This is a genomic window from Longispora sp. NPDC051575 (assembly GCF_040681875.1).
GTDB lineage: Bacteria > Actinomycetota > Actinomycetes > Mycobacteriales > Micromonosporaceae > Longispora.
Window position 1 is genome coordinate 230,626 of record NZ_JBFAZP010000003.1, and the last position, 16,082, is coordinate 246,707.

Consider the following 16,082-nt stretch of genomic DNA (forward strand, 5'->3'; position numbering starts at 1 on the left):
GGTCGGCCGTCGGGCTGTGGGCGGGATCGGTCGTCGGGCTGTGGGTGGAGACGCCGACAGCCCGACGAGCGGGGTTGCGGGCACCCTCCACCTTGGTCATGATCGGTGGAATGACGGTCACCCACGCGCCCCCGGACTACGAGTGCCCGTTCTGCCGCCTGGCGGCCGGCGGCGGGGACGCCCTCAGCGGCCCGGACGACATCGTGCGCCGCACGTCCGGCGCGCTGGCCCTGATCTCGCCCCGGATGTGGCCGAACAACCGTGGCCATGTGCTCGTCGTGCCCACCGAGCACCACGAGAACCTCTACGACCAGCCGCCCGCCGCCGGCCACGCGGTGCAGGACCTGGTGCGCGAGATGGCCGTGGCCATTCGTCACTGTTACGGATCGCCCGGCGTGTCCACCCGACAGCACAACGAGCCCGCCGGGGACCAGGACGTGTGGCATTACCACGTGCACGTCTTCCCCCGGTACCCCGATGACGGGCTCTATCGCCTGTCGCCGTTGCCGGGCTACCAGAGCGCCGAGCGGCGCCGGCCCTACGCGGACCGGCTCCGCGCGCACTTCGCGGACGCCTGACCGCCACGGCGGGTGGAGCCGTCGCGATCGGAGGCCGGGCCGCACGGGAGGACAGGCACCCCGCGCGGCCCGGGCAACGGGGACCCTGGGCGGCCCCCGTCGCCGTCAGACCCCGAGCCGCTCGCTGGCGAGCCGGGTGCCCTCCACCCGGGACGTGATCTTCGCGAACGCGATCTCCCGCGAGGTCGACGCGTCGTCGGCGAACGGCGAGAACCCGCAGTCGTCGCAGGTGCCGAGCCGGTCGGGCGCGATGAACTCGGCGGCGAGCAGCACCCGGTCGCGGACCTCCTCGACGGTCTCGACCCGGGGGTCGATCGGGTCGGTGACGCCGACGAACACCTTCTGGTCGGGGCGCGCCTCGCGGGCGATGACCTCCAGCACCCGGCGCGGGTCGGCCTCGCTGGCCAGGGCGACGTAGACGTTGCCGGCCTGGATCCGGAACAGGTCCGGGAGGAGGTCGGCGTAGTCGACGTCGGCGCTGTGCGTGGAGTCCTGGTCGCCGCCGGGGCAGGTGTGCACGCCGATCCGGGCCCGCTCGGCGTCGGAGAAGCGTTCCAGGAGCCGGTTGTTCAGGTCCACGAAGGACCGCAGCAGCCCGAGGCTCGGGTCGAGCTTGACGGCGAGGCGGCCCTCGGTGAAGTCGAGCTGCACGACGTGCGCGCCGGCGTCGAGACTGCGGCGGACGTCGGCCTCGGCCCCGTCGATGAGGTCGGCGATGAACTCCTCGCGCGGGTAACCCTCGACGCCGTCGGCCGGGTAGAACAGGCTCAGCGCGGAGGGCGCGATGACGGCCTGCTTGACGGGGACGGTGGCGATTCGCTGGGCGGCCACCAGGTACTCGTCGGCGTGCACGTTGTAGCGGAACGGCCCCGACACGAGCCGGGGGAGCTGGCGGGTGTGCCCGTCGGCGAAGGGCAGCACGATGCCCTCGCCGTCGAACTGGGCCCCGACCGGGTAGGTGGCGAAGCTGGGCTTGGTCTGCTCGCCGTCGGTGACGACCGGGGAACCGGTCGCCTCAAGTCGTTCGATGGTGTCCCGTAACGCATTGTCGGACAACACAGTTAGGTCTTCGGAGGACAGAGTGCCCGCGGCGTGTGCTGCTACGCCGGCGATGAGCTCTGAAGGGCGCGGAATGCTGCCGATCTGTTCCGTGGAAAGACTCATAGTACAAAACGGTATCAAAGTTTCATTCATATCGATACCACCCAGGTGATGAATTCCCCCCGAACGGGGGAGGCGCCCGGATCCGGACATGGTCGAGGACCGGGGGATTCCCCCGGTCCTCGTGTGACGGCTCAGACCCGGTCGAGGGCCTCGTGCGGCTCGGGCGGCAGTTCCACGGTGATCGGGTCGCCCGGACGCACCTCGCCGCCGGTCACGACCACGCCCATGATCCCGGCCCGCCGGACGAGGGCCCCGTCGGCGTCGCGGCCGACGACCCGCTTGAGCAGCCCCGCCTGGAACCCGTTGATCTGCTCGCACGGGTTGCGCAGTCCGGTGATCTCCACGACCGCGGTGTCCCCGAGCCGCAGCCGGGCGCCCCGGGGCAGCCCGAGCAGGTCCAGGCCCCGGGTGGTGACGTTCTCGCCGAGCTGGCCGCCGGTGACGTCGTGTCCGGCCGCCGCGAGCTCGTCGTGCAGCTCGGCGTGGATCAGGTGCACCTGGCGCAGGTTCGGCTGGGTGGGGTCCTGCGCGACCCGGGACCGGTGCTTCACGGTCTCCCCGAGGTGCGCGTCGCCCTCGACCCCGAGTCCGGCGAGCAGCCGGATCGACGGCTGGTTGTCCTTGCTGAACCCGTGCACCCCGCTGCGGCTCACCGCCGTGACGATTCCCATGCCGTGATCGTCCCACCGAAGCGATCCGGTGCGGGAGGAGGATCCTCCCGCACCGGATCGGCGGCCCGTTCCCCGCCGCCCGCGCGTTTGACCTGGGTCACCCCCGGGCGTCCAGCCGGTCGCGCAGTTTGTCCGACAGCGCCCCGAGGGTCGCCAGTTCCTCGCCGGTCAGCACGTCCACGACCAGCCGGCGGACGCTCGCGACGTGCAGCGGGGCGGCGGCCCGGATCGCGGCGAGCCCGGCGGGGGTGAGGGTCGCGTAGGTGCCGCGCGCGTCCGACGGGCAGTCCTCCCGGCCGACGAGCCCCCGGGCCTCCATCCGGCGCAGCTGGTGCGACAGGCGGCTCTTGGACCAGGACAGGGCCGCGCCGAGTTCCTGCATCCGCAGCCGGTGCGGTTCGGCCTCCGAGAGCATGACCAGGACCAGATAATCGGGGTACGACAGGCCGCTGGGTCCCAGGTCGCGGCCCAGTTCGACCTCGAGCAGCTCGGTGAGGGTGGTGTAGGAGCGCCAGGCGGCGAGTTCCTCGGGGGTCAACCAGCGGGTATCCACCCCCACATCATATTGGTTGACTCGTCAACGATGTGTTACCTTCGGTTGACACGTCAACTAAAGGAGTCGACATGGCCGTCCGCAGGCTCAACCACGCGGTCCTCTACGTGCGCGATACCGACGTCGCCGTGGAGTTCTACACCCACACCCTGGGGTTCGAGGTCACCGCCGCCCACCCCGGAGCGGTGTTCCTCAAGGCGGCCGGCAGCGCCAACGACCACGACCTGGGCCTGTTCGCGGTGGGCGCCGGGGCCGCCGGTCCGACCCGGGGCCAGGTCGGCCTCTACCACCTGGCCTGGGAGGTCGGCACCCTCGGCGAGCTGCTCGACGTCGGCGCCCGGCTCCAGGAGCGCGGCGCGATCGTCGGCGCCACCGACCACCACGTGTCCACGTCGATCTACGCGAAGGACCCCGACGGCATCGAGTTCGAGGTGATGTGGCGGGTGCCGGCCGAGGACTGGGACGGCGAGGCCCGCAACCGCCAGCTCGACCTCGAGGCGGCCGTCGCCCGCTGGGGCACCGACCGCGCGACCGGCGCCGCGGCCGGCTCTAGCACCTGACCGAGACCAGGCCCTCCGCCGCCCCGGCCGGCGCGGGGGCCAGCACCTCGACGGTCACCCGGTAGGCGCGCCGGGAGTCGGCGGCCCAGGTGTGCCGGCGCTCGTCGACGAACGACACCTCGCCGGCCAGCAGCTTGCGGGTCACCGTCTCCGACGCGCCGTCGCCGTAGTGCACCCGGTAGGTGACCTCGGCGGGGCGGCCCACGGGGTGCACGGTGACGAACACCCCGGCCGTCGCGGTCGCGCCCGGCGCGCAGGAGGCGGCCAGCACGTCCGGGGTGACCCGCAGCGCGACCGTGGTCCGCTCGCCCGTGCCGACGACGCTCGGCACCGCCGAGGCCGAGTCGACCGGGCCGTGCTCGCTGTCCCAGCCCACCATGCCCAGCGCGAACAGCACACCCGTGGCGCCGACCGCGATCACCGTGGCGCTCAGCCGCCGCCAGCGGGGCGGTCTCGGCGGCGGTTCCATGCTCTCCCAGCCGCGCAGGGTCTGCAGCCACGGCAGCACCCGGGGTGGCAGCTTCTGACGTGCCGCCAGCCCGTTGTCCTCGACCATGGATGCAAGGTACACAGTGCCCGGCCGTCGCGCTCCTATCAGGAATCCGACACGGCCACTTCACCCGGACATGACGGGCGGACCAACTCACGGCCACGGTCGCGCGGGGCGGGCGCCGGCCCCTCGGGCAGCGGGCGGGCCCGGGGCCTAGCCCAGTCCCTGGCGGTCCGGGGTCAGCGCGATCCGCCGCTCCGCCTCGTCCGGGACCGCCCGCTGGACCGCCGCCAGCACCAGGTCGCGGTGCTCGGCGAGCACCGGGGCCAGCCGCTCCGGCAGGATCACCGCCAGGTCGTCGAAGGCCGCGAGCAGCCGGCGGCTGATCTGGGGCGCGTCGGCGCCGTACCGGCGGATCTCCGTGAACGCGAGCCGGGTCAGGCTCTCGAAGTCGGGCACCTCCACGAACACCCTCGGCACGCCCCTGCGGTCGCGGTGCACGCCGGCCGCGTCCGGGCGGGCCCCGATGTCGGCGAGCAGGTCCACGATCCGGTCGACGGCCTGCACGGCGGTCGTCGGGTCGTTCACGGCCGGGGACAGGGCGCGGATCGCGATGTCCACGAGCAGGCGCAGCGCGTAGGACGGGTCGTCGTGCAGGGTCCGCTCCCGGCCCCAGTGGAACGCGGAACGCACCGACGACGCGTACGGCAGCCGGGTGCCCCACACCCGCACCAGCGGCGCGCCCCGGGCCACGAAGTCCCCGACCCTGGGTACCACCCGCAGCAGGGTGTCGCCGCGCGCGGCCAGTCGGACCAGCTTGTGGAAGTTCAGCGACGTCAGGACCGAGGCCTCGGCGGCGAGCACCACCCCGTCGGGTTCGCGGTCGGGCACCGTGGCCGACTCGTCGGGGTGGGCCACCGGGTACCACTCGTCGATGACGCCGCGCGCCTCGACCGCCACGGCCTCGATCATGAACGTGCTGCGCATCAGCCGCAGGATCGTGTTCACGTAGAACACGAACAGCACCAGGCTGGCGAACAGGAGCAGCCAGTTCACGGCGATGGAGAAGATCGGCACGTCGGAGGAGCCGTCCTCGAACTTGTACTCCCCGATCACGCCGAGCACGGTCACCGAGTACGCGAACGTGGCCAGGAAGACCCCGAGGGTGATCTTCGTGATCCGCAGCCGGGCGTAGAACCGCAGCACCCGGGGCGACAACTGGCTGGCCGCGAGCTGCAGGCCCACCAGCGACATGGAGAACACCACGCCCAGGAAGCTGAGCATGGCCGCGGCGATGGTGGAGATGACCGCCCGGTTGGCCTCGTCCCCGATCGGGGTCTCCTTGACGAGCTCCGGGTCGAACGACGCCCACTCGTCGAGCTGTTCGGTGAACGCCGGCAGCGCGATGCCGAGGATCAGCAGGAACAACGGCACCGGCCAGAACGCCGACCGGACCCGCTCCCTCCAGTGCCGCATGGTCCCATCGTGCCCGACGCAAGGGTCCCGGCAAGGGCGTTCGGCCTTGATGCCCGTCGGCGGGGCTGGGAGGCTGACGGGATGTCCGACGAACCGCGCTGGGCGCGCCGTTTCCGTACCCCGCTGATCCTGCCGCCGGAGTGGGCCCGCGACGCCCCGGACCGCGCCGTGTACCGGTCCACGGTCGGCGGCGTCCTGGAGGTCTACGCCTGGGACCGTTCGACGGGTACGCACCGCCAGGTCACCGACCGGCCGCAGGGCACCCGGTCGGCGGCGGTCAGCCGGGACGGCCGGTGGGTGTGGTGGTTCGCCGACACGGACGGCGACGAGTACGGGGTGTGGATGCGCGAGCCGTTCGACGGTTCCGCGCCCGCCGAGCCGGGGTTCGCGGCCCTGGGCGCGGGGTACCCGGTCGGGCTGGTGCCCGGGGCCACCGTCACCGTGGTCGGGGTGTCGGGCGCCGACGGCGTGACCGTCCGCGCGGGCGACACCGTCGTGTACTCCTCACCGCGCGACGCGTCCGTGTGCGCGCTCAACGCCGACGAGACCCTGCTGGCCGTCGAGCACTCGGAGAACTCCGACTCGCGGCACCGGGCCGTGCGGGTCCTCGACCTCGACGGCAAGACCGTGGGCGACATCAGCGACCCGCACGGCCTGTCGGTGGTGGACTTCGCGCCCACCGACAACCGGCTGCTGCTCACCCACGACCGGCACGGCAAGCACGAGCTGCTGCTGTGGGAGCCGGTCACCGGGTACGAGGCGGAGGTGCGGGTGGACCTGCCCGGGGAGGTGTCGGCCAGCTGGTACCCGGACGGGCGTTCGCTGCTGCTGACCCACTCCCACCACGCCCGCGACGAGCTCTACCAGCTCGACCTGAACACCGGGGCGCTGGCCCGGCTGGACACCCCGCGCGGCGTGATCGACGCGGCGGCCGTGCGCCCCGACGGCGACGTGGAGTACCGGTGGACGTCCGCCGAGCACGGCCCCGTCGTCCGCCGGCTCGACGGCACGGTCCTGCTCGGCGCGCACGCCCCCGACGCCGCGCCGCTGGAGGACCACTGGGTCGCCGGGGTGCACGTGCTGCTGTCCCGGCCGGCCGGCGAGGGCCCGTACCCGACGATCTTCTACCTGCACGGCGGGCCCGACGCGCAGGACGTCGACCGGTACCACCCGGGCCGGTCGGCGTTCGTCGACTCCGGGTACTGCGTCGTGCACGTCAACTACCGCGGCTCGCACGGCTACGGCACCGCCTGGCGCGACGCGCTCGTCGGCAACCCGGGCGGCCCGGAGCTCGAGGACACCGCCGCCGTGTACGACTGGGCCGTCGCCGCCGGCATCGCCGACCCGGCCCGGTGCGTGCTCGGCGGCGCCTCCTGGGGCGGCTACCTGACCCTGCTGGGCCTGGGCACCCAGCCCGGACTGTGGGCGGCCGGCCTGGCCCTCGTCCCGATCGGGGACTTCCTCACCCTGCACGCCGACGCGACCGAGATGCTCCGCGACTACAACCTGGCGCTGTTCGGCGGCGGCCCCGAGGACCGGCCCGAGGTGTGGGCGGCCGCGTCCCCGATCACGCACGTCGAGCACGTCCGGGCCCCGGTGCTGATCACGGCCGGGGACAACGACCCGCGCTGCTCGACCCGGCAGATCGACAACTACGTGCGCCGCCTGGCCGAGCGCGGTGCCGTCCACGAGGTGTACCGGTTCGACGCCGGCCACTTCAGTGTCGTGATCACCGAACGCATCGCCCAGGCGGCGCTGCAACTGGACTTCCTGGAGCGGCACCTGCCGCGCTGAGGGCTAGGCGCCCCACCGCCCCCGGTGCACGACGTCGGCGACCGGCCGGCGGCGGGCGGCCACGACGGCGCGCCGCTCCGGGGTGACCTTCCGCTCCTTCGGCGCGATGTATCCGACCGACACGGCGCCGATCGGCACGAAGCCCTCGGGGACGTCGAACGCCGCCCGGTACGCGTCGTGGTTTTCGGGCTGGACGCCGAACAGGCACGCGCCCAGGCCCTCGTCCACGGCGGTGAGCAGCATCAACAGGGCCGCCATGCCCGCGTCGATGTCCCAGTACGGCACCGGCCAGCGGTCCTCGGCGCGGTCGGTCCAGCCCTTGTCGGGCTGCGCGTACCGGTCGAGGTAGGCGTCCTTGTGCGAGTGGGCCACGACGACCAGCGGCGCGGTCCGCATCCCGGCGAGCCACTCGTCGAGGATGTCCGCCGCCGCGGTCTGGCCGCTGCGGCTGTCCTTCCCGAACGTGCTGACCTCCCAGAACAGGTCCAGGTCCTCGCGGCCCTCCAGGACCAGGAAGCCCCAGCCCTGGGAGAACCCGGCCGACGGGGCGCGCAGCGCGTGGGCGACGATCCGCTCCACGATCTCGGGGGACAGGGGCCGGTCGGGGTCGTACTCGCGGACCATCCGGCGGCGGCGCAGAACCTCGCGAAACTCCATAGACGGCAGTCTACGCAACGGTGTTGGCGATCTTCGGTTTCGCGCGCCGGTATAGTTTTGACTCGTGCGGGGAGGAGACATTCAGGGTGTACGAGGCGTTCCCCTGTGTCCCACTGGTCCGGTCGAACTCACACCTCATCCCCAGCCCCGCACTCATGCGCCCGCGCTTGCTCGCGCAATTCTTTTCTCCGGAGGAAGCCGATGAGCATCTACACCCTGCCTGATCTGCCGTATGACTACTCGGCTCTGGAGCCGGCCATGAGTGGCCAGATCCTGGAGCTGCACCACGGTAAGCACCACGCCGCGTACGTGGCCGGCTCCAACGCCACGCTCGACGCGCTCGCCGAGGCCCGCGACAAGGGCAACTACGCGGGCATCGTCGGCCTGGAGAAGACCCTCGCGTTCAACGTCTCGGGTCACGTCCTGCACTCGATCTTCTGGGAGAACCTGTCCCCGGAGGGCGGCGACCGTCCCGAGGGCGAGCTGGCCGCCGCGATCGACGAGTACTTCGGCTCGTTCGAGGCGCTGCAGGCGCAGCTGTCCAACGCGACCAAGCTGGTGCAGGGTTCGGGCTGGGGCGTGCTCGGGTTCGAGCCGCTGTCGGGTCGCCTCCAGGTCACCCAGGTCTACGACCACCACGGCAACGTGGGCGTCGGGACCACCCCGGTGCTGGTGTTCGACGCGTGGGAGCACGCGTACTACCTGCAGTACAAGAACGTCCGCCCGGACTACGTCGACCAGCTGTGGAACCTCGTCAACTGGAGCGACGTGTCGGCCCGGTTCGACGCGGCGCGCGGCGCCAAGTAGTCACCCGCACGATGGAGGGGCCCCCTGGTGGGGCCCCTTTCGCGTACGCTGCGCCGGTGCTGACCGATGATCTGACCTCGGCGTTGTCCGCGCACCCGGGGGCCCGCGGGCTGTGGCTGGCCGGGAGTCGGGGGAGGGGCGACGCCGACCGGTACAGCGATGTGGACCTGTGGCTCGTCGTCGACGACGTCGCGGGGTTCCTGGCCGACTGGCCGGCGGTGTGCGACGCCGTGACGCCGACGGTGCTCCGGTCCCAGGTCGGTTCCGCGCCGGTGTTCACGCAGGTCACGCCCGACTGGCAACGGTTCGACCTGTCGGTGGGCACGGTGGCCGACGTGCCGGGGCGGTCCCGGGCGGGGCTGGTGGCCCTGTGGGACCCGTCCGGGCTGCACGCCCTGCTGGCCGACGGGCCGCCGGTTCCCGCCGTCGACCGGGACCTGGCCGTGGCGGTGACGACGGAGTTCCTCCGGGTCATGGGGCTGCTGCCGATGGTGGCGTTCCGGGGCGACGGGGTGCTGGGTGCCTCCGGGGCGACCCTCGTGCGCCGGCTGCTGCTCGACCTCGCGCACCTCGCGGTGCCGGTGGCGGACCCGGGCGGGGCGAGCCGGCGGTACGCGCTGCTGGCGCCCGGGCACCGGGCCGTCCTGGAGGGGCTGCCGGCCATCGCGGCGGACCGGGGGTCGGTGCTGGCCGTGCACCGCGCGTGCCTGGAGGCGTTCGTGCCGCTGGCGCGGGAGCTGTGCGGGGACCGGTACCCCGCTGAGTTGTCCGAGGCTCTGGGTGCCCACCTCGAACGGGAACTGGGCTGGACCGCGCCGGCGTGACGGCACACGCGAAAGGAGGGGCCCGCGTCGGACCCCTCCCCGAGAACGTTCCCTAGGCCGGGATCGTCAACGTCTGACCCGCGTTGATCAGGTCCGGGTTGGCGATGCCGTTCGCGCTGGCGATCTTCTGGTACTGGTTGCCGTCGCCGTAGAACCGCTCCGCGATGCCCCACAGGGTGTCGCCGTCGACCACGGTGTACGTCTGGGCGGCCGGCGCGGCGGCGGCGGGCTCGGCGGCGGCCGGGGCCGGGGCCTCCAGCGCCTCGCCGTTGGAAGTGTTCGACGTCCACAGCACGGCGCCGTCGCCACCGGACAGCACGAGCTCGCGGTCGTTGCGCAGGGTCAGCGACGTGCCCGAGCCGGACGTGTCGGTCGCCCACACGGCCGAGTTGTCGGACGTGTACAGCACGAAGTTGCCGTCGGACTGCAGCTCGGCGCGCACGGCGCCCTTGCCCTCGGTGCCGCTCGACCAGGCCACGTCGGCGTCGGTGTAGAGCACCAGGTTGCCGTCGCCCTGCAGGCGCACCGCGTGCTTGCCGTTGTTCGAGGTGAGCTTCTGCTCCACGCCGAGGCTCTCGCCGGACTTCAAGGTGTCCATCTTGACCCTTTCTCCGATGTATTGGTCAGCCGGAAGCGTAACCGTATCGGAGTAAAAGGGACGTACTAACCCGCCGGTTGGCAGTTGAGCTTCTTCGCGGTCGCCGCCGGCACGTACTGCTCCGTGCAGAGCTGCCCCGGGCCGGCCGTCAGCGCGCGCCAGCTCTTCGTCGTCGCGTCGTAGGCGAACAGCACCCGGGCGCTCTGCATCGGGCCGACGGCGCTGGCGAGCGCGAAGTTGTCCTGGCAGACCACCTTCTCCAGCTTCTCGGGGGCGCCCGCGCCCAGGTACACCGCGTCGAAGGTCTTCAGGTCCGTCAGCAGTTTGTCCGCGGCCACCGGGCACGCCTTCACGCCCGGGGCGGCGGGGGTGGCCTTCACCGTGGACGGTGGGGTCGGGCTCGGCAGGGCCACGGTGAGGGTGGGCTCCGGGGTGGGGGCGTCCTTCGCGCCGTCTCCGCAGCCGGCCAGCGCGAGGGGAAGGAGGCTGACGACGGCAGCCGTGCGGACGATGCGGTGCACTGCGTTCCTCCAGAAGGGTGGGTTGCGCGATGCTACCCCCTATACTCGGCGCGGCGACACGCGCCGGTGGAGGTGACCCGTGCGGACCGTGTTCTCCGCGATCTTCTCGATGGCCGCGCCGTTCTGGGCGCTGATGATCCTGGCCCCGACCTGGTCGTGGACCCGGCGGATCGTGTCCTCGCCGTGGATCGCCGCCCCGCCGGCCGTGGTGTACCTGCTCCTGGTCATCCCTGACATCACGACGATCCTGCCTGCGGTGGCCAGCCCGTCCCTCGACGGCATCCGCGACCTGCTCGGCACCCCGCTGGGCGCGACCGTCGGCTGGGCGCACTTCATCGCGTTCGACCTGTTCGTCGGCCGGTGGATCTACCTCGACAGCCGCGAACGCCGGATCCACCCGCTGGTCACGGGGCCGATCCTGCTGGTGACCATCCTGCTCGCCCCGATCGGGCTACTGGCCTACCTGCCGGTCCGCCACCTCCACCGGCCCGACGAACCGCGGTAGCCGCACCTCCGCGCGCAGCCCCGGGCCCGCGTCGGACAGCCGGACGGTGCCGTTGTGCGCGGCGACGAGTTCGCGGACGATGGCCAGCCCCAGGCCGGTACCGCCGCCGCCGCGGCCGCGCGCGTCGTCGAGCCGGGTGAAGCGGCCGAACACCCGTTCGCGGTCCTCCGCCGGGATGCCCGGGCCGTCGTCGGTGACCGTGACCAGGACCTGCGGGCCGTCGCGGGACACGTCGACGGCCACGGTGCCCCGGGCGTGCCGCAGCCCGTTGTCGACCAGGTTGGCCACGATCCGCTCCAGCTGGCCCCGGTCGCCGGACGTGGACTGCGGGGTGCCCGTGACGGCCACCGTCGGGTACCGGGCCCGCAGGCCGCGCACCAGGTCCAGCAGCTCGACCGGTTCCCGCCGGGTGGACGCCCGCTCGTCGACCCGGGCCAGCAGCAGCAGGTCGTCGGTGAGCCGGTTGAGCCGGGCGACATCCGTGAGCAGCTCCTCCGGGTCGGCCTGCTCGCCGAGGTGCGCGGCGACCTCCAGCTGGGTGCGCAGGCTCGCCAGGGGGCTGCGCAGTTCGTGGGCGGCGTCGGCGACGAACGCGCGCTGCCGGGCCCGGGCCTCCTCGACGGGCCGCAGGGTCGCGCCCACCAGCCGCCACGCGATCGCGACCAGGCAGGCCAGGAGCAGCGGGAACGCGACCAGCAGGGTGGTGCGCAGCGCCCGGACGGTCTGCTGGGCGTCGCGCGCGGACACCGCGACGAGCACCGTGCCCTGCCCGGGCACCGGGGCGGCGACGACCAGCGTCTCCCCTTCCGGCCCGCGCAGGTGGACGGTCTGACCGGTGCGGGCCCGGTCCAGGTCGTCCGGGCGCAGCAGCGCCACGAGCCGGTCGGCGCCGATGGAGGCGGCCAGGATCCGCCCGTCACCGTCGACGAGCTGCACGACCCCGGAACCACTCGTGGGTACCGGGTCGGACAGCTCCCCGGCCAGCGCCAGCTCCGCGACGTCGTTGGCCGTGTGCCGGGCGGTGTCCTCCAGCGAGCGGACCAGGGCGAACTTCAGGGCGAGGACGAGCAGCAGGCCGCCGAGCGCGAGGGTGGCGGCGACCCCGGCGGTGCCGAGCAGCACGAGCCGGGTCCGCAGGTCGAGGCGGCGGGTCACGGGAGCCGCCCGGACCGGTCGACCGAACGGCCCGGCGGACCGTGGTGGCCCTGCCGGCCGGGCGCCCGCGTGCCGCCGGTCACCGGGCCGGGCCGGGAGGTCGCCGGCGTGCCGCCCATCACGCGCCCCGGTCGTCGGCGAGCCGGTACCCGAGTCCGCGCACCGTCTGCACCGACCGGCGCCCGAACGGCGCGTCGATCTTCCGCCGCAGGTACCCGACGTACACCTCCACCACATTAGGGTCGGTGTCCGCGCCGGCCTCCCACACGTGGTCCAGGATCGCGATCTTGGAGCACGCGGTCCCCGGATGCCGGATCAGGTACTCCAGCAGCGCGAACTCCTTGCTGGTCAGCGCGATGTCGACGTCCCCGCGCCGCACCTGCCGGCTGGCCGGGTCCAGGGTCAGGTCCCCGACGGCGAGCACCGCCGGCCGTTCCGGGGCGCCCCGGCGCAACAGTGCCCGCAGCCGGGCCAGCAGCACCACGAACGAGAACGGCTTGGTCAGGTAGTCGTCGGCCCCGGCGTCGAGCCCGTCGGCCTGGTCGTACTCGCCGTCCTTGGCCGACAGCATCAGGACCGGCACCCAGTTGGCCTCGGCGCGCAGGGTGGCCACGATCCGGTACCCCGACAGCCGGGGCAGCATGATGTCGAGGACGACGGCCGCGTAGTCGCCGTACCGGGCGGCCTCCAGGCCCTCGATCCCGTCGGCGGAGAGGTCCACGACGAAGCCTTCGGCCTCCAGCCCCCGCTTCAGCGCCCGGGCCAGTCGTTCCTCGTCCTCCACCACCAGCAGCCGCATGCCCACAGCCTGCCACGCGCGCGGCCCCGCCCGGCGGCGCTCTCAGGCTCCTCACAGGGTCGGCGGCGCAGGATGGGGGGCATGACTGACAACAGGCTTCGCTGGGCGGTCCCGGTCGGCATCGTCACCACCGTCGCGGCCGTCGTGGGATTCAGCCAGATCGCGGGCGCCACGGATGCGCCCGACCTGCCCAAACGCACCGCCTCCCAACTCCTCGTCGACCTGCGCGGGGCCCAGCTCGACGCCCTGAGCGGCACCGTCGTGCAGCGCGCCGACCTGGGGCTGCCGGCGTTCGCCGCCGCCGGGGGCGGCTCGGACTTCACGTCCCTGGTGAGCGGCAACCACACCCTCAAGGTCTGGTACGCCGGCCCGGACAAGGTCCGCCTGGCCCTGCTCGGCACGCTCGGTGAGTCCGACGTGATCCGCAACGGCGACGACCTGTGGCTGTGGTCGAGCAAGGACCACAAGGCGGTGCACTCCAAGGTCACCGGGGAGCACAAGTCCGACCAGGGCCCGCTGGACCCGCAGAACCTGCCGAAGACCCCGCAGGAGGCGGCCGACCGGCTGCTGGCCACCATCGACCCGTCGACGGTCGTCACCACGGCCAGCAACGTCACGGTCGCCGGCCGGGCCGCGTACGACCTGATCCTCGCCCCGCGCGACAAGGACTCGCTGATCGGTTCGGTGCACGTGGCCGTCGATGGCGAGCGGCACGTCCCGCTGCGGGTGCAGGTCTTCGCGAAGGGCACCTCGGCGGCGGCGTTCGAGGTCGGCTTCCAGCAGATCTCGTTCGAGAAGCCGGGCGCCGAGCACTTCCAGTTCACCCCGCCGCCCGGCACGGAGAAGTCCGAGGCCCCGGCCGCGCCCGGCCCGTCCGACCTGCCGCCGGTCGACGACGCCGCCAAGCCCGTGCTGAAGGGCACCGGCTGGACCACGGTCGTCGTCGCGAAGCCCGGCACGATGCCGAAGGACGCCCGGGGCATCCTCGGCCAGCTGCCGAAGGTCAGCGGCGACTGGGGCAGCGGCCGGCTGCTGAGCTCGAAGCTGTTCTCCGCGCTGCTCACCGACGACGGTCGCGTGATCGTCGGCGCGGTCGCCCCGGCGAAGCTGTACGAGGCGGCCAAGTGACGTACCACCCCTTGGCGGTCCGCACCCAGGGCCTCACCAAGCGGTTCCGGGCCCAGGTCGCGGTGGACGCCGTCGACCTGGCCGTCCCGACCGGGGCCGTGTACGGCTTCCTCGGCCCGAACGGCTCCGGCAAGACGACCACGATCCGGATGCTGCTGAACCTGATCAGCCCGACGGCCGGCAAGCACGAGCTGCTGGGTACGCCGGCCGCCACCGCGCTGTCGAAGGTCGGCTCGCTGGTGGAGGGGCCGGCGTTCCACCCGTACCTGTCGGGGCGCGACAACCTGCGCCGGCTCGACGCGGCCGACCGCACCGCCGACGGGGCGACGGCCGCGACCCGGATCGACAGGGCCCTCGACCGGGTGGGGCTGCTGCCGGCGGCCCGCAAGCGCTACCGGGCGTACTCGCTCGGTATGCGCCAGCGCCTGGCCCTCGCCGGCACCCTGCTCCAGCCCCGTGAGCTGCTCATCCTCGACGAGCCGACGAACGGGCTGGACCCGCAGGGCACCCGGGAGGTCCGCAACATCATCGCGGGGCTGGCCGCCGAGGGTTCGACGGTGATGCTGTCGACGCACCTGCTGTCGGAGGTCGAGCAGATCTGCACCCACGTGGGCGTGATGCACCTGGGCAAGCTCGTCGCGCAGGGTTCGATCGACGCGATCCGGGGCCGGACCCTGCCGACCGCCCGGGTCGACACCGCCCTGCCCGAGGAGGCCGCCGCGACACTGCGCGGCCTGGGCCTGACCGACGTCGCGGTGGGGGAGTCCTCGGCCACCGGGCTGCTGGGCGAGATCGCCCCGGAGAAGGTCGTCGCCGCGCTGGTAGGGGACGGGGTGCCGGTGCGCGGCTTCGCGGTGCAGCGCCCCGACCTGGAGGAACTGTTCGTCACACTGACCGGGGAGGGCTTCGATGTCAGCGGTTGACGCGCCCGCACGGGTGGGCCGGCCGACGACCCGGTTCTTCCGTTCGGAACTGATGCTGATCTTCGGGCGGCGGCGCAACTGGGTGGGCCTGGCCATCCTCGCCGCCGTGCCGTTGATCATCGCCATCGCGGTGAAGGTCGACAACCCGGACAACGGCGGGGGCGGCGGCGGGGACTTCTTCTCCGCGATCACCGACAACGGGCTGTTCGTGGGGCTGGCCGCGCTGATGGTGGAGATCCCGCTGTTCCTGCCGCTGGCGGTGGCCACGATCTCCGGGGACTCCATCGCCGGGGAGGCCAACCAGGGCACCCTGCGGTACCTGCTGGCCGTGCCCGTGACCCGGGCCCGGCTGCTGGCGGTCAAGTTCGGGGCGCTCGTCGTGTTTTCGGCGACCGCCACCCTCGCGGTCGCGGTCACCGGGGTCGTCGCCGGGCTGGCCCTGTTCGGGGGCGGGCCGATGACCCTGCTGTCGGGTACCCAGATCGGGTTCTGGGGCGGGGTGGGCCGGCTGCTGCTGGTCTGCGGCTACGTCACGGTCTGCCTGACCGCGCTCGCCGCGATCGGGCTGTTCTTCTCCACCCTGACCGAGCAGCCCATCGGCGCGGGCGTGGCGGTGCTGATGCTGACGATCGTGAGCACCATCCTCGACGCGATCCCGCAGCTGTCGTTCCTCGGCCCGTATCTGCCGACGCACTACTGGTACGCGTTCGGTGACCTGCTGCGCGACCCGATCGCGATGAACTCGGTCGGGCCGGGGCTGCTGTCGGCGGCGGTGTACACGGCGATCTTCACGACGGCGGCGTGGGCGCGGTTCTCGTCGAAGGACGTGACGAGCTAGGACCTTCCACGGGTACCGGGCCGCGGGCCCGGCCCGATCGG

General features: G+C 72.9%; 19 protein-coding genes. 9 read left to right on the forward strand and 10 right to left on the reverse strand.

What is annotated here, in order from left to right:
- Nucleotides 1-110 precede the first annotated feature (110 nt).
- Nucleotides 111-578, forward strand: coding sequence for an HIT domain-containing protein (locus AB0M43_RS08550; protein WP_363722437.1), 468 nt, complete (start codon nucleotides 111-113; stop codon nucleotides 576-578).
- 105 nt (nucleotides 579-683) lie between these two features.
- Here the strand turns inward: AB0M43_RS08550 and AB0M43_RS08555 are convergent, their stop codons facing one another.
- The 3 genes from AB0M43_RS08555 to AB0M43_RS08565 all read right to left on the reverse strand — a co-directional run bounded on the left by AB0M43_RS08555 (nucleotide 684) and on the right by AB0M43_RS08565 (nucleotide 2,966).
- Nucleotides 684-1,772, reverse strand: coding sequence for a cobalamin-independent methionine synthase II family protein (locus AB0M43_RS08555; protein ID WP_363722438.1), 1,089 nt, complete (start codon nucleotides 1,770-1,772; stop codon nucleotides 684-686).
- A gap of 101 nt (nucleotides 1,773-1,873) precedes the next feature.
- The gene (locus AB0M43_RS08560; protein WP_363722439.1) at nucleotides 1,874-2,413 is read right to left on the reverse strand and encodes an MOSC domain-containing protein; all 540 of its coding nucleotides are present in this window, start codon (nucleotides 2,411-2,413) and stop codon (nucleotides 1,874-1,876) included.
- 97 nt (nucleotides 2,414-2,510) lie between these two features.
- The gene (locus AB0M43_RS08565; protein WP_363722441.1) at nucleotides 2,511-2,966 is read right to left on the reverse strand and encodes a MarR family transcriptional regulator; all 456 of its coding nucleotides are present in this window, start codon (nucleotides 2,964-2,966) and stop codon (nucleotides 2,511-2,513) included.
- 71 nt (nucleotides 2,967-3,037) lie between these two features.
- On the opposite strand from AB0M43_RS08565, the gene AB0M43_RS08570 reads away from it, so the two are divergent.
- Nucleotides 3,038-3,526: a VOC family protein gene (locus tag AB0M43_RS08570; protein ID WP_363722443.1), complete on the forward strand. Its 489-nt coding sequence runs from the start codon at nucleotides 3,038-3,040 to the stop codon at nucleotides 3,524-3,526.
- Here the strand turns inward: AB0M43_RS08570 and AB0M43_RS08575 are convergent.
- Together AB0M43_RS08575 and AB0M43_RS08580 are read right to left on the reverse strand one after the other, a co-directional pair.
- Nucleotides 3,516-4,082 carry a hypothetical protein gene (locus AB0M43_RS08575; protein ID WP_363722445.1) on the reverse strand — a complete coding sequence of 189 codons (567 nt, stop codon included), beginning with the start codon at nucleotides 4,080-4,082 and terminating at the stop codon, nucleotides 3,516-3,518. The genes AB0M43_RS08570 and AB0M43_RS08575 overlap by 11 nt on opposite strands.
- A gap of 147 nt (nucleotides 4,083-4,229) precedes the next feature.
- A complete protein-coding gene (locus tag AB0M43_RS08580; protein ID WP_363722447.1) occupies nucleotides 4,230-5,492 on the reverse strand; it encodes a DUF2254 domain-containing protein in 1,263 nt (420 codons plus the stop codon).
- A gap of 81 nt (nucleotides 5,493-5,573) precedes the next feature.
- Between AB0M43_RS08580 and AB0M43_RS08585 the strand changes: the two genes are divergently transcribed.
- A complete protein-coding gene (locus AB0M43_RS08585; protein WP_363722449.1) occupies nucleotides 5,574-7,286 on the forward strand; it encodes a prolyl oligopeptidase family serine peptidase in 1,713 nt (570 codons plus the stop codon).
- Between the two features lie 3 nt (nucleotides 7,287-7,289).
- Here the strand turns inward: AB0M43_RS08585 and AB0M43_RS08590 are convergent, their stop codons facing one another.
- Entirely contained in the window at nucleotides 7,290-7,943 is a 654-nt protein-coding gene (locus tag AB0M43_RS08590) for a nitroreductase family protein (RefSeq protein ID WP_363722451.1), read from the reverse strand.
- A gap of 201 nt (nucleotides 7,944-8,144) precedes the next feature.
- Here AB0M43_RS08590 and AB0M43_RS08595 point away from each other — a divergent pair, with 201 nt between their 5' ends.
- Complete coding sequence (locus AB0M43_RS08595; RefSeq protein ID WP_363722453.1) at nucleotides 8,145-8,750, forward strand: superoxide dismutase; 606 nt, start codon at nucleotides 8,145-8,147, stop codon at nucleotides 8,748-8,750.
- A 56-nt stretch (nucleotides 8,751-8,806) separates the two neighbouring features.
- Nucleotides 8,807-9,574 carry a nucleotidyltransferase domain-containing protein gene (locus tag AB0M43_RS08600; RefSeq protein ID WP_363722455.1) on the forward strand — a complete coding sequence of 256 codons (768 nt, stop codon included), beginning with the start codon at nucleotides 8,807-8,809 and terminating at the stop codon, nucleotides 9,572-9,574.
- Nucleotides 9,575-9,626: 52 nt separating this feature from the next.
- Here AB0M43_RS08600 and AB0M43_RS08605 read toward each other — a convergent pair whose 3' ends face one another.
- Together AB0M43_RS08605 and AB0M43_RS08610 are read right to left on the reverse strand one after the other, a co-directional pair.
- The gene (locus tag AB0M43_RS08605) at nucleotides 9,627-10,172 is read right to left on the reverse strand and encodes a LysM peptidoglycan-binding domain-containing protein (RefSeq protein ID WP_363722457.1); all 546 of its coding nucleotides are present in this window, start codon (nucleotides 10,170-10,172) and stop codon (nucleotides 9,627-9,629) included.
- A gap of 65 nt (nucleotides 10,173-10,237) precedes the next feature.
- A complete protein-coding gene (locus tag AB0M43_RS08610; RefSeq protein WP_363722459.1) occupies nucleotides 10,238-10,693 on the reverse strand; it encodes a hypothetical protein in 456 nt (151 codons plus the stop codon).
- A 79-nt stretch (nucleotides 10,694-10,772) separates the two neighbouring features.
- Here AB0M43_RS08610 and AB0M43_RS08615 point away from each other — a divergent pair, with 79 nt between their 5' ends.
- On the forward strand, nucleotides 10,773-11,198 hold the full coding sequence (locus AB0M43_RS08615) for an ABA4-like family protein (RefSeq protein ID WP_363722461.1): 426 nt from the start codon (nucleotides 10,773-10,775) through the stop codon (nucleotides 11,196-11,198).
- Here the strand turns inward: AB0M43_RS08615 and AB0M43_RS08620 are convergent.
- Together AB0M43_RS08620 and AB0M43_RS08625 are read right to left on the reverse strand one after the other, a co-directional pair.
- A complete protein-coding gene (locus AB0M43_RS08620) occupies nucleotides 11,145-12,320 on the reverse strand; it encodes a HAMP domain-containing sensor histidine kinase (protein ID WP_363723319.1) in 1,176 nt (391 codons plus the stop codon). The two genes, AB0M43_RS08615 and AB0M43_RS08620, sit on opposite strands and share 54 nt — an antisense overlap.
- A 151-nt stretch (nucleotides 12,321-12,471) precedes the next feature.
- Complete coding sequence (locus AB0M43_RS08625; RefSeq protein WP_363722463.1) at nucleotides 12,472-13,152, reverse strand: response regulator transcription factor; 681 nt, start codon at nucleotides 13,150-13,152, stop codon at nucleotides 12,472-12,474.
- 81 nt (nucleotides 13,153-13,233) lie between these two features.
- On the opposite strand from AB0M43_RS08625, the gene AB0M43_RS08630 reads away from it, so the two are divergent.
- The 3 genes from AB0M43_RS08630 to AB0M43_RS08640 are packed head-to-tail and all read left to right on the forward strand — an operon-like array spanning nucleotide 13,234 to nucleotide 16,041.
- Nucleotides 13,234-14,280: a hypothetical protein gene (locus tag AB0M43_RS08630; RefSeq protein WP_363722465.1), complete on the forward strand. Its 1,047-nt coding sequence runs from the start codon at nucleotides 13,234-13,236 to the stop codon at nucleotides 14,278-14,280.
- A complete protein-coding gene (locus AB0M43_RS08635) occupies nucleotides 14,277-15,203 on the forward strand; it encodes an ABC transporter ATP-binding protein (protein WP_363722467.1) in 927 nt (308 codons plus the stop codon). Before AB0M43_RS08630 ends, AB0M43_RS08635 begins: the two co-directional genes overlap by 4 nt.
- A complete protein-coding gene (locus AB0M43_RS08640) occupies nucleotides 15,190-16,041 on the forward strand; it encodes an ABC transporter permease subunit (RefSeq protein WP_363722469.1) in 852 nt (283 codons plus the stop codon). The genes AB0M43_RS08635 and AB0M43_RS08640 overlap by 14 nt, the downstream gene beginning before the upstream one ends.
- Nucleotides 16,042-16,082 lie beyond the last annotated feature (41 nt).

Bases quoted from the DNA above. Each gene is read 5' to 3' on its own strand.
- AB0M43_RS08555 (WP_363722438.1), bottom strand. From the start codon at position 1,772: ATGAATGAAACTTTGATACCGTTTTGTACTATGAGTCTTTCCACGGAA.
- AB0M43_RS08595 (WP_363722453.1), top strand. From the start codon at position 8,145: ATGAGCATCTACACCCTGCCTGATCTGCCGTATGACTACTCGGCTCTG.
- AB0M43_RS08560 (WP_363722439.1), bottom strand. From the start codon at position 2,413: ATGGGAATCGTCACGGCGGTGAGCCGCAGCGGGGTGCACGGGTTCAGC.
- AB0M43_RS08640 (WP_363722469.1), top strand. From the start codon at position 15,190: ATGTCAGCGGTTGACGCGCCCGCACGGGTGGGCCGGCCGACGACCCGG.
- AB0M43_RS08550 (WP_363722437.1), top strand. From the start codon at position 111: ATGACGGTCACCCACGCGCCCCCGGACTACGAGTGCCCGTTCTGCCGC.
- AB0M43_RS08630 (WP_363722465.1), top strand. From the start codon at position 13,234: ATGACTGACAACAGGCTTCGCTGGGCGGTCCCGGTCGGCATCGTCACC.
- AB0M43_RS08625 (WP_363722463.1), bottom strand. From the start codon at position 13,152: ATGCGGCTGCTGGTGGTGGAGGACGAGGAACGACTGGCCCGGGCGCTG.
- AB0M43_RS08575 (WP_363722445.1), bottom strand. From the start codon at position 4,082: ATGGTCGAGGACAACGGGCTGGCGGCACGTCAGAAGCTGCCACCCCGG.
- AB0M43_RS08580 (WP_363722447.1), bottom strand. From the start codon at position 5,492: ATGCGGCACTGGAGGGAGCGGGTCCGGTCGGCGTTCTGGCCGGTGCCG.
- AB0M43_RS08590 (WP_363722451.1), bottom strand. From the start codon at position 7,943: ATGGAGTTTCGCGAGGTTCTGCGCCGCCGCCGGATGGTCCGCGAGTAC.
- AB0M43_RS08570 (WP_363722443.1), top strand. From the start codon at position 3,038: ATGGCCGTCCGCAGGCTCAACCACGCGGTCCTCTACGTGCGCGATACC.
- AB0M43_RS08605 (WP_363722457.1), bottom strand. From the start codon at position 10,172: ATGGACACCTTGAAGTCCGGCGAGAGCCTCGGCGTGGAGCAGAAGCTC.
- AB0M43_RS08585 (WP_363722449.1), top strand. From the start codon at position 5,574: ATGTCCGACGAACCGCGCTGGGCGCGCCGTTTCCGTACCCCGCTGATC.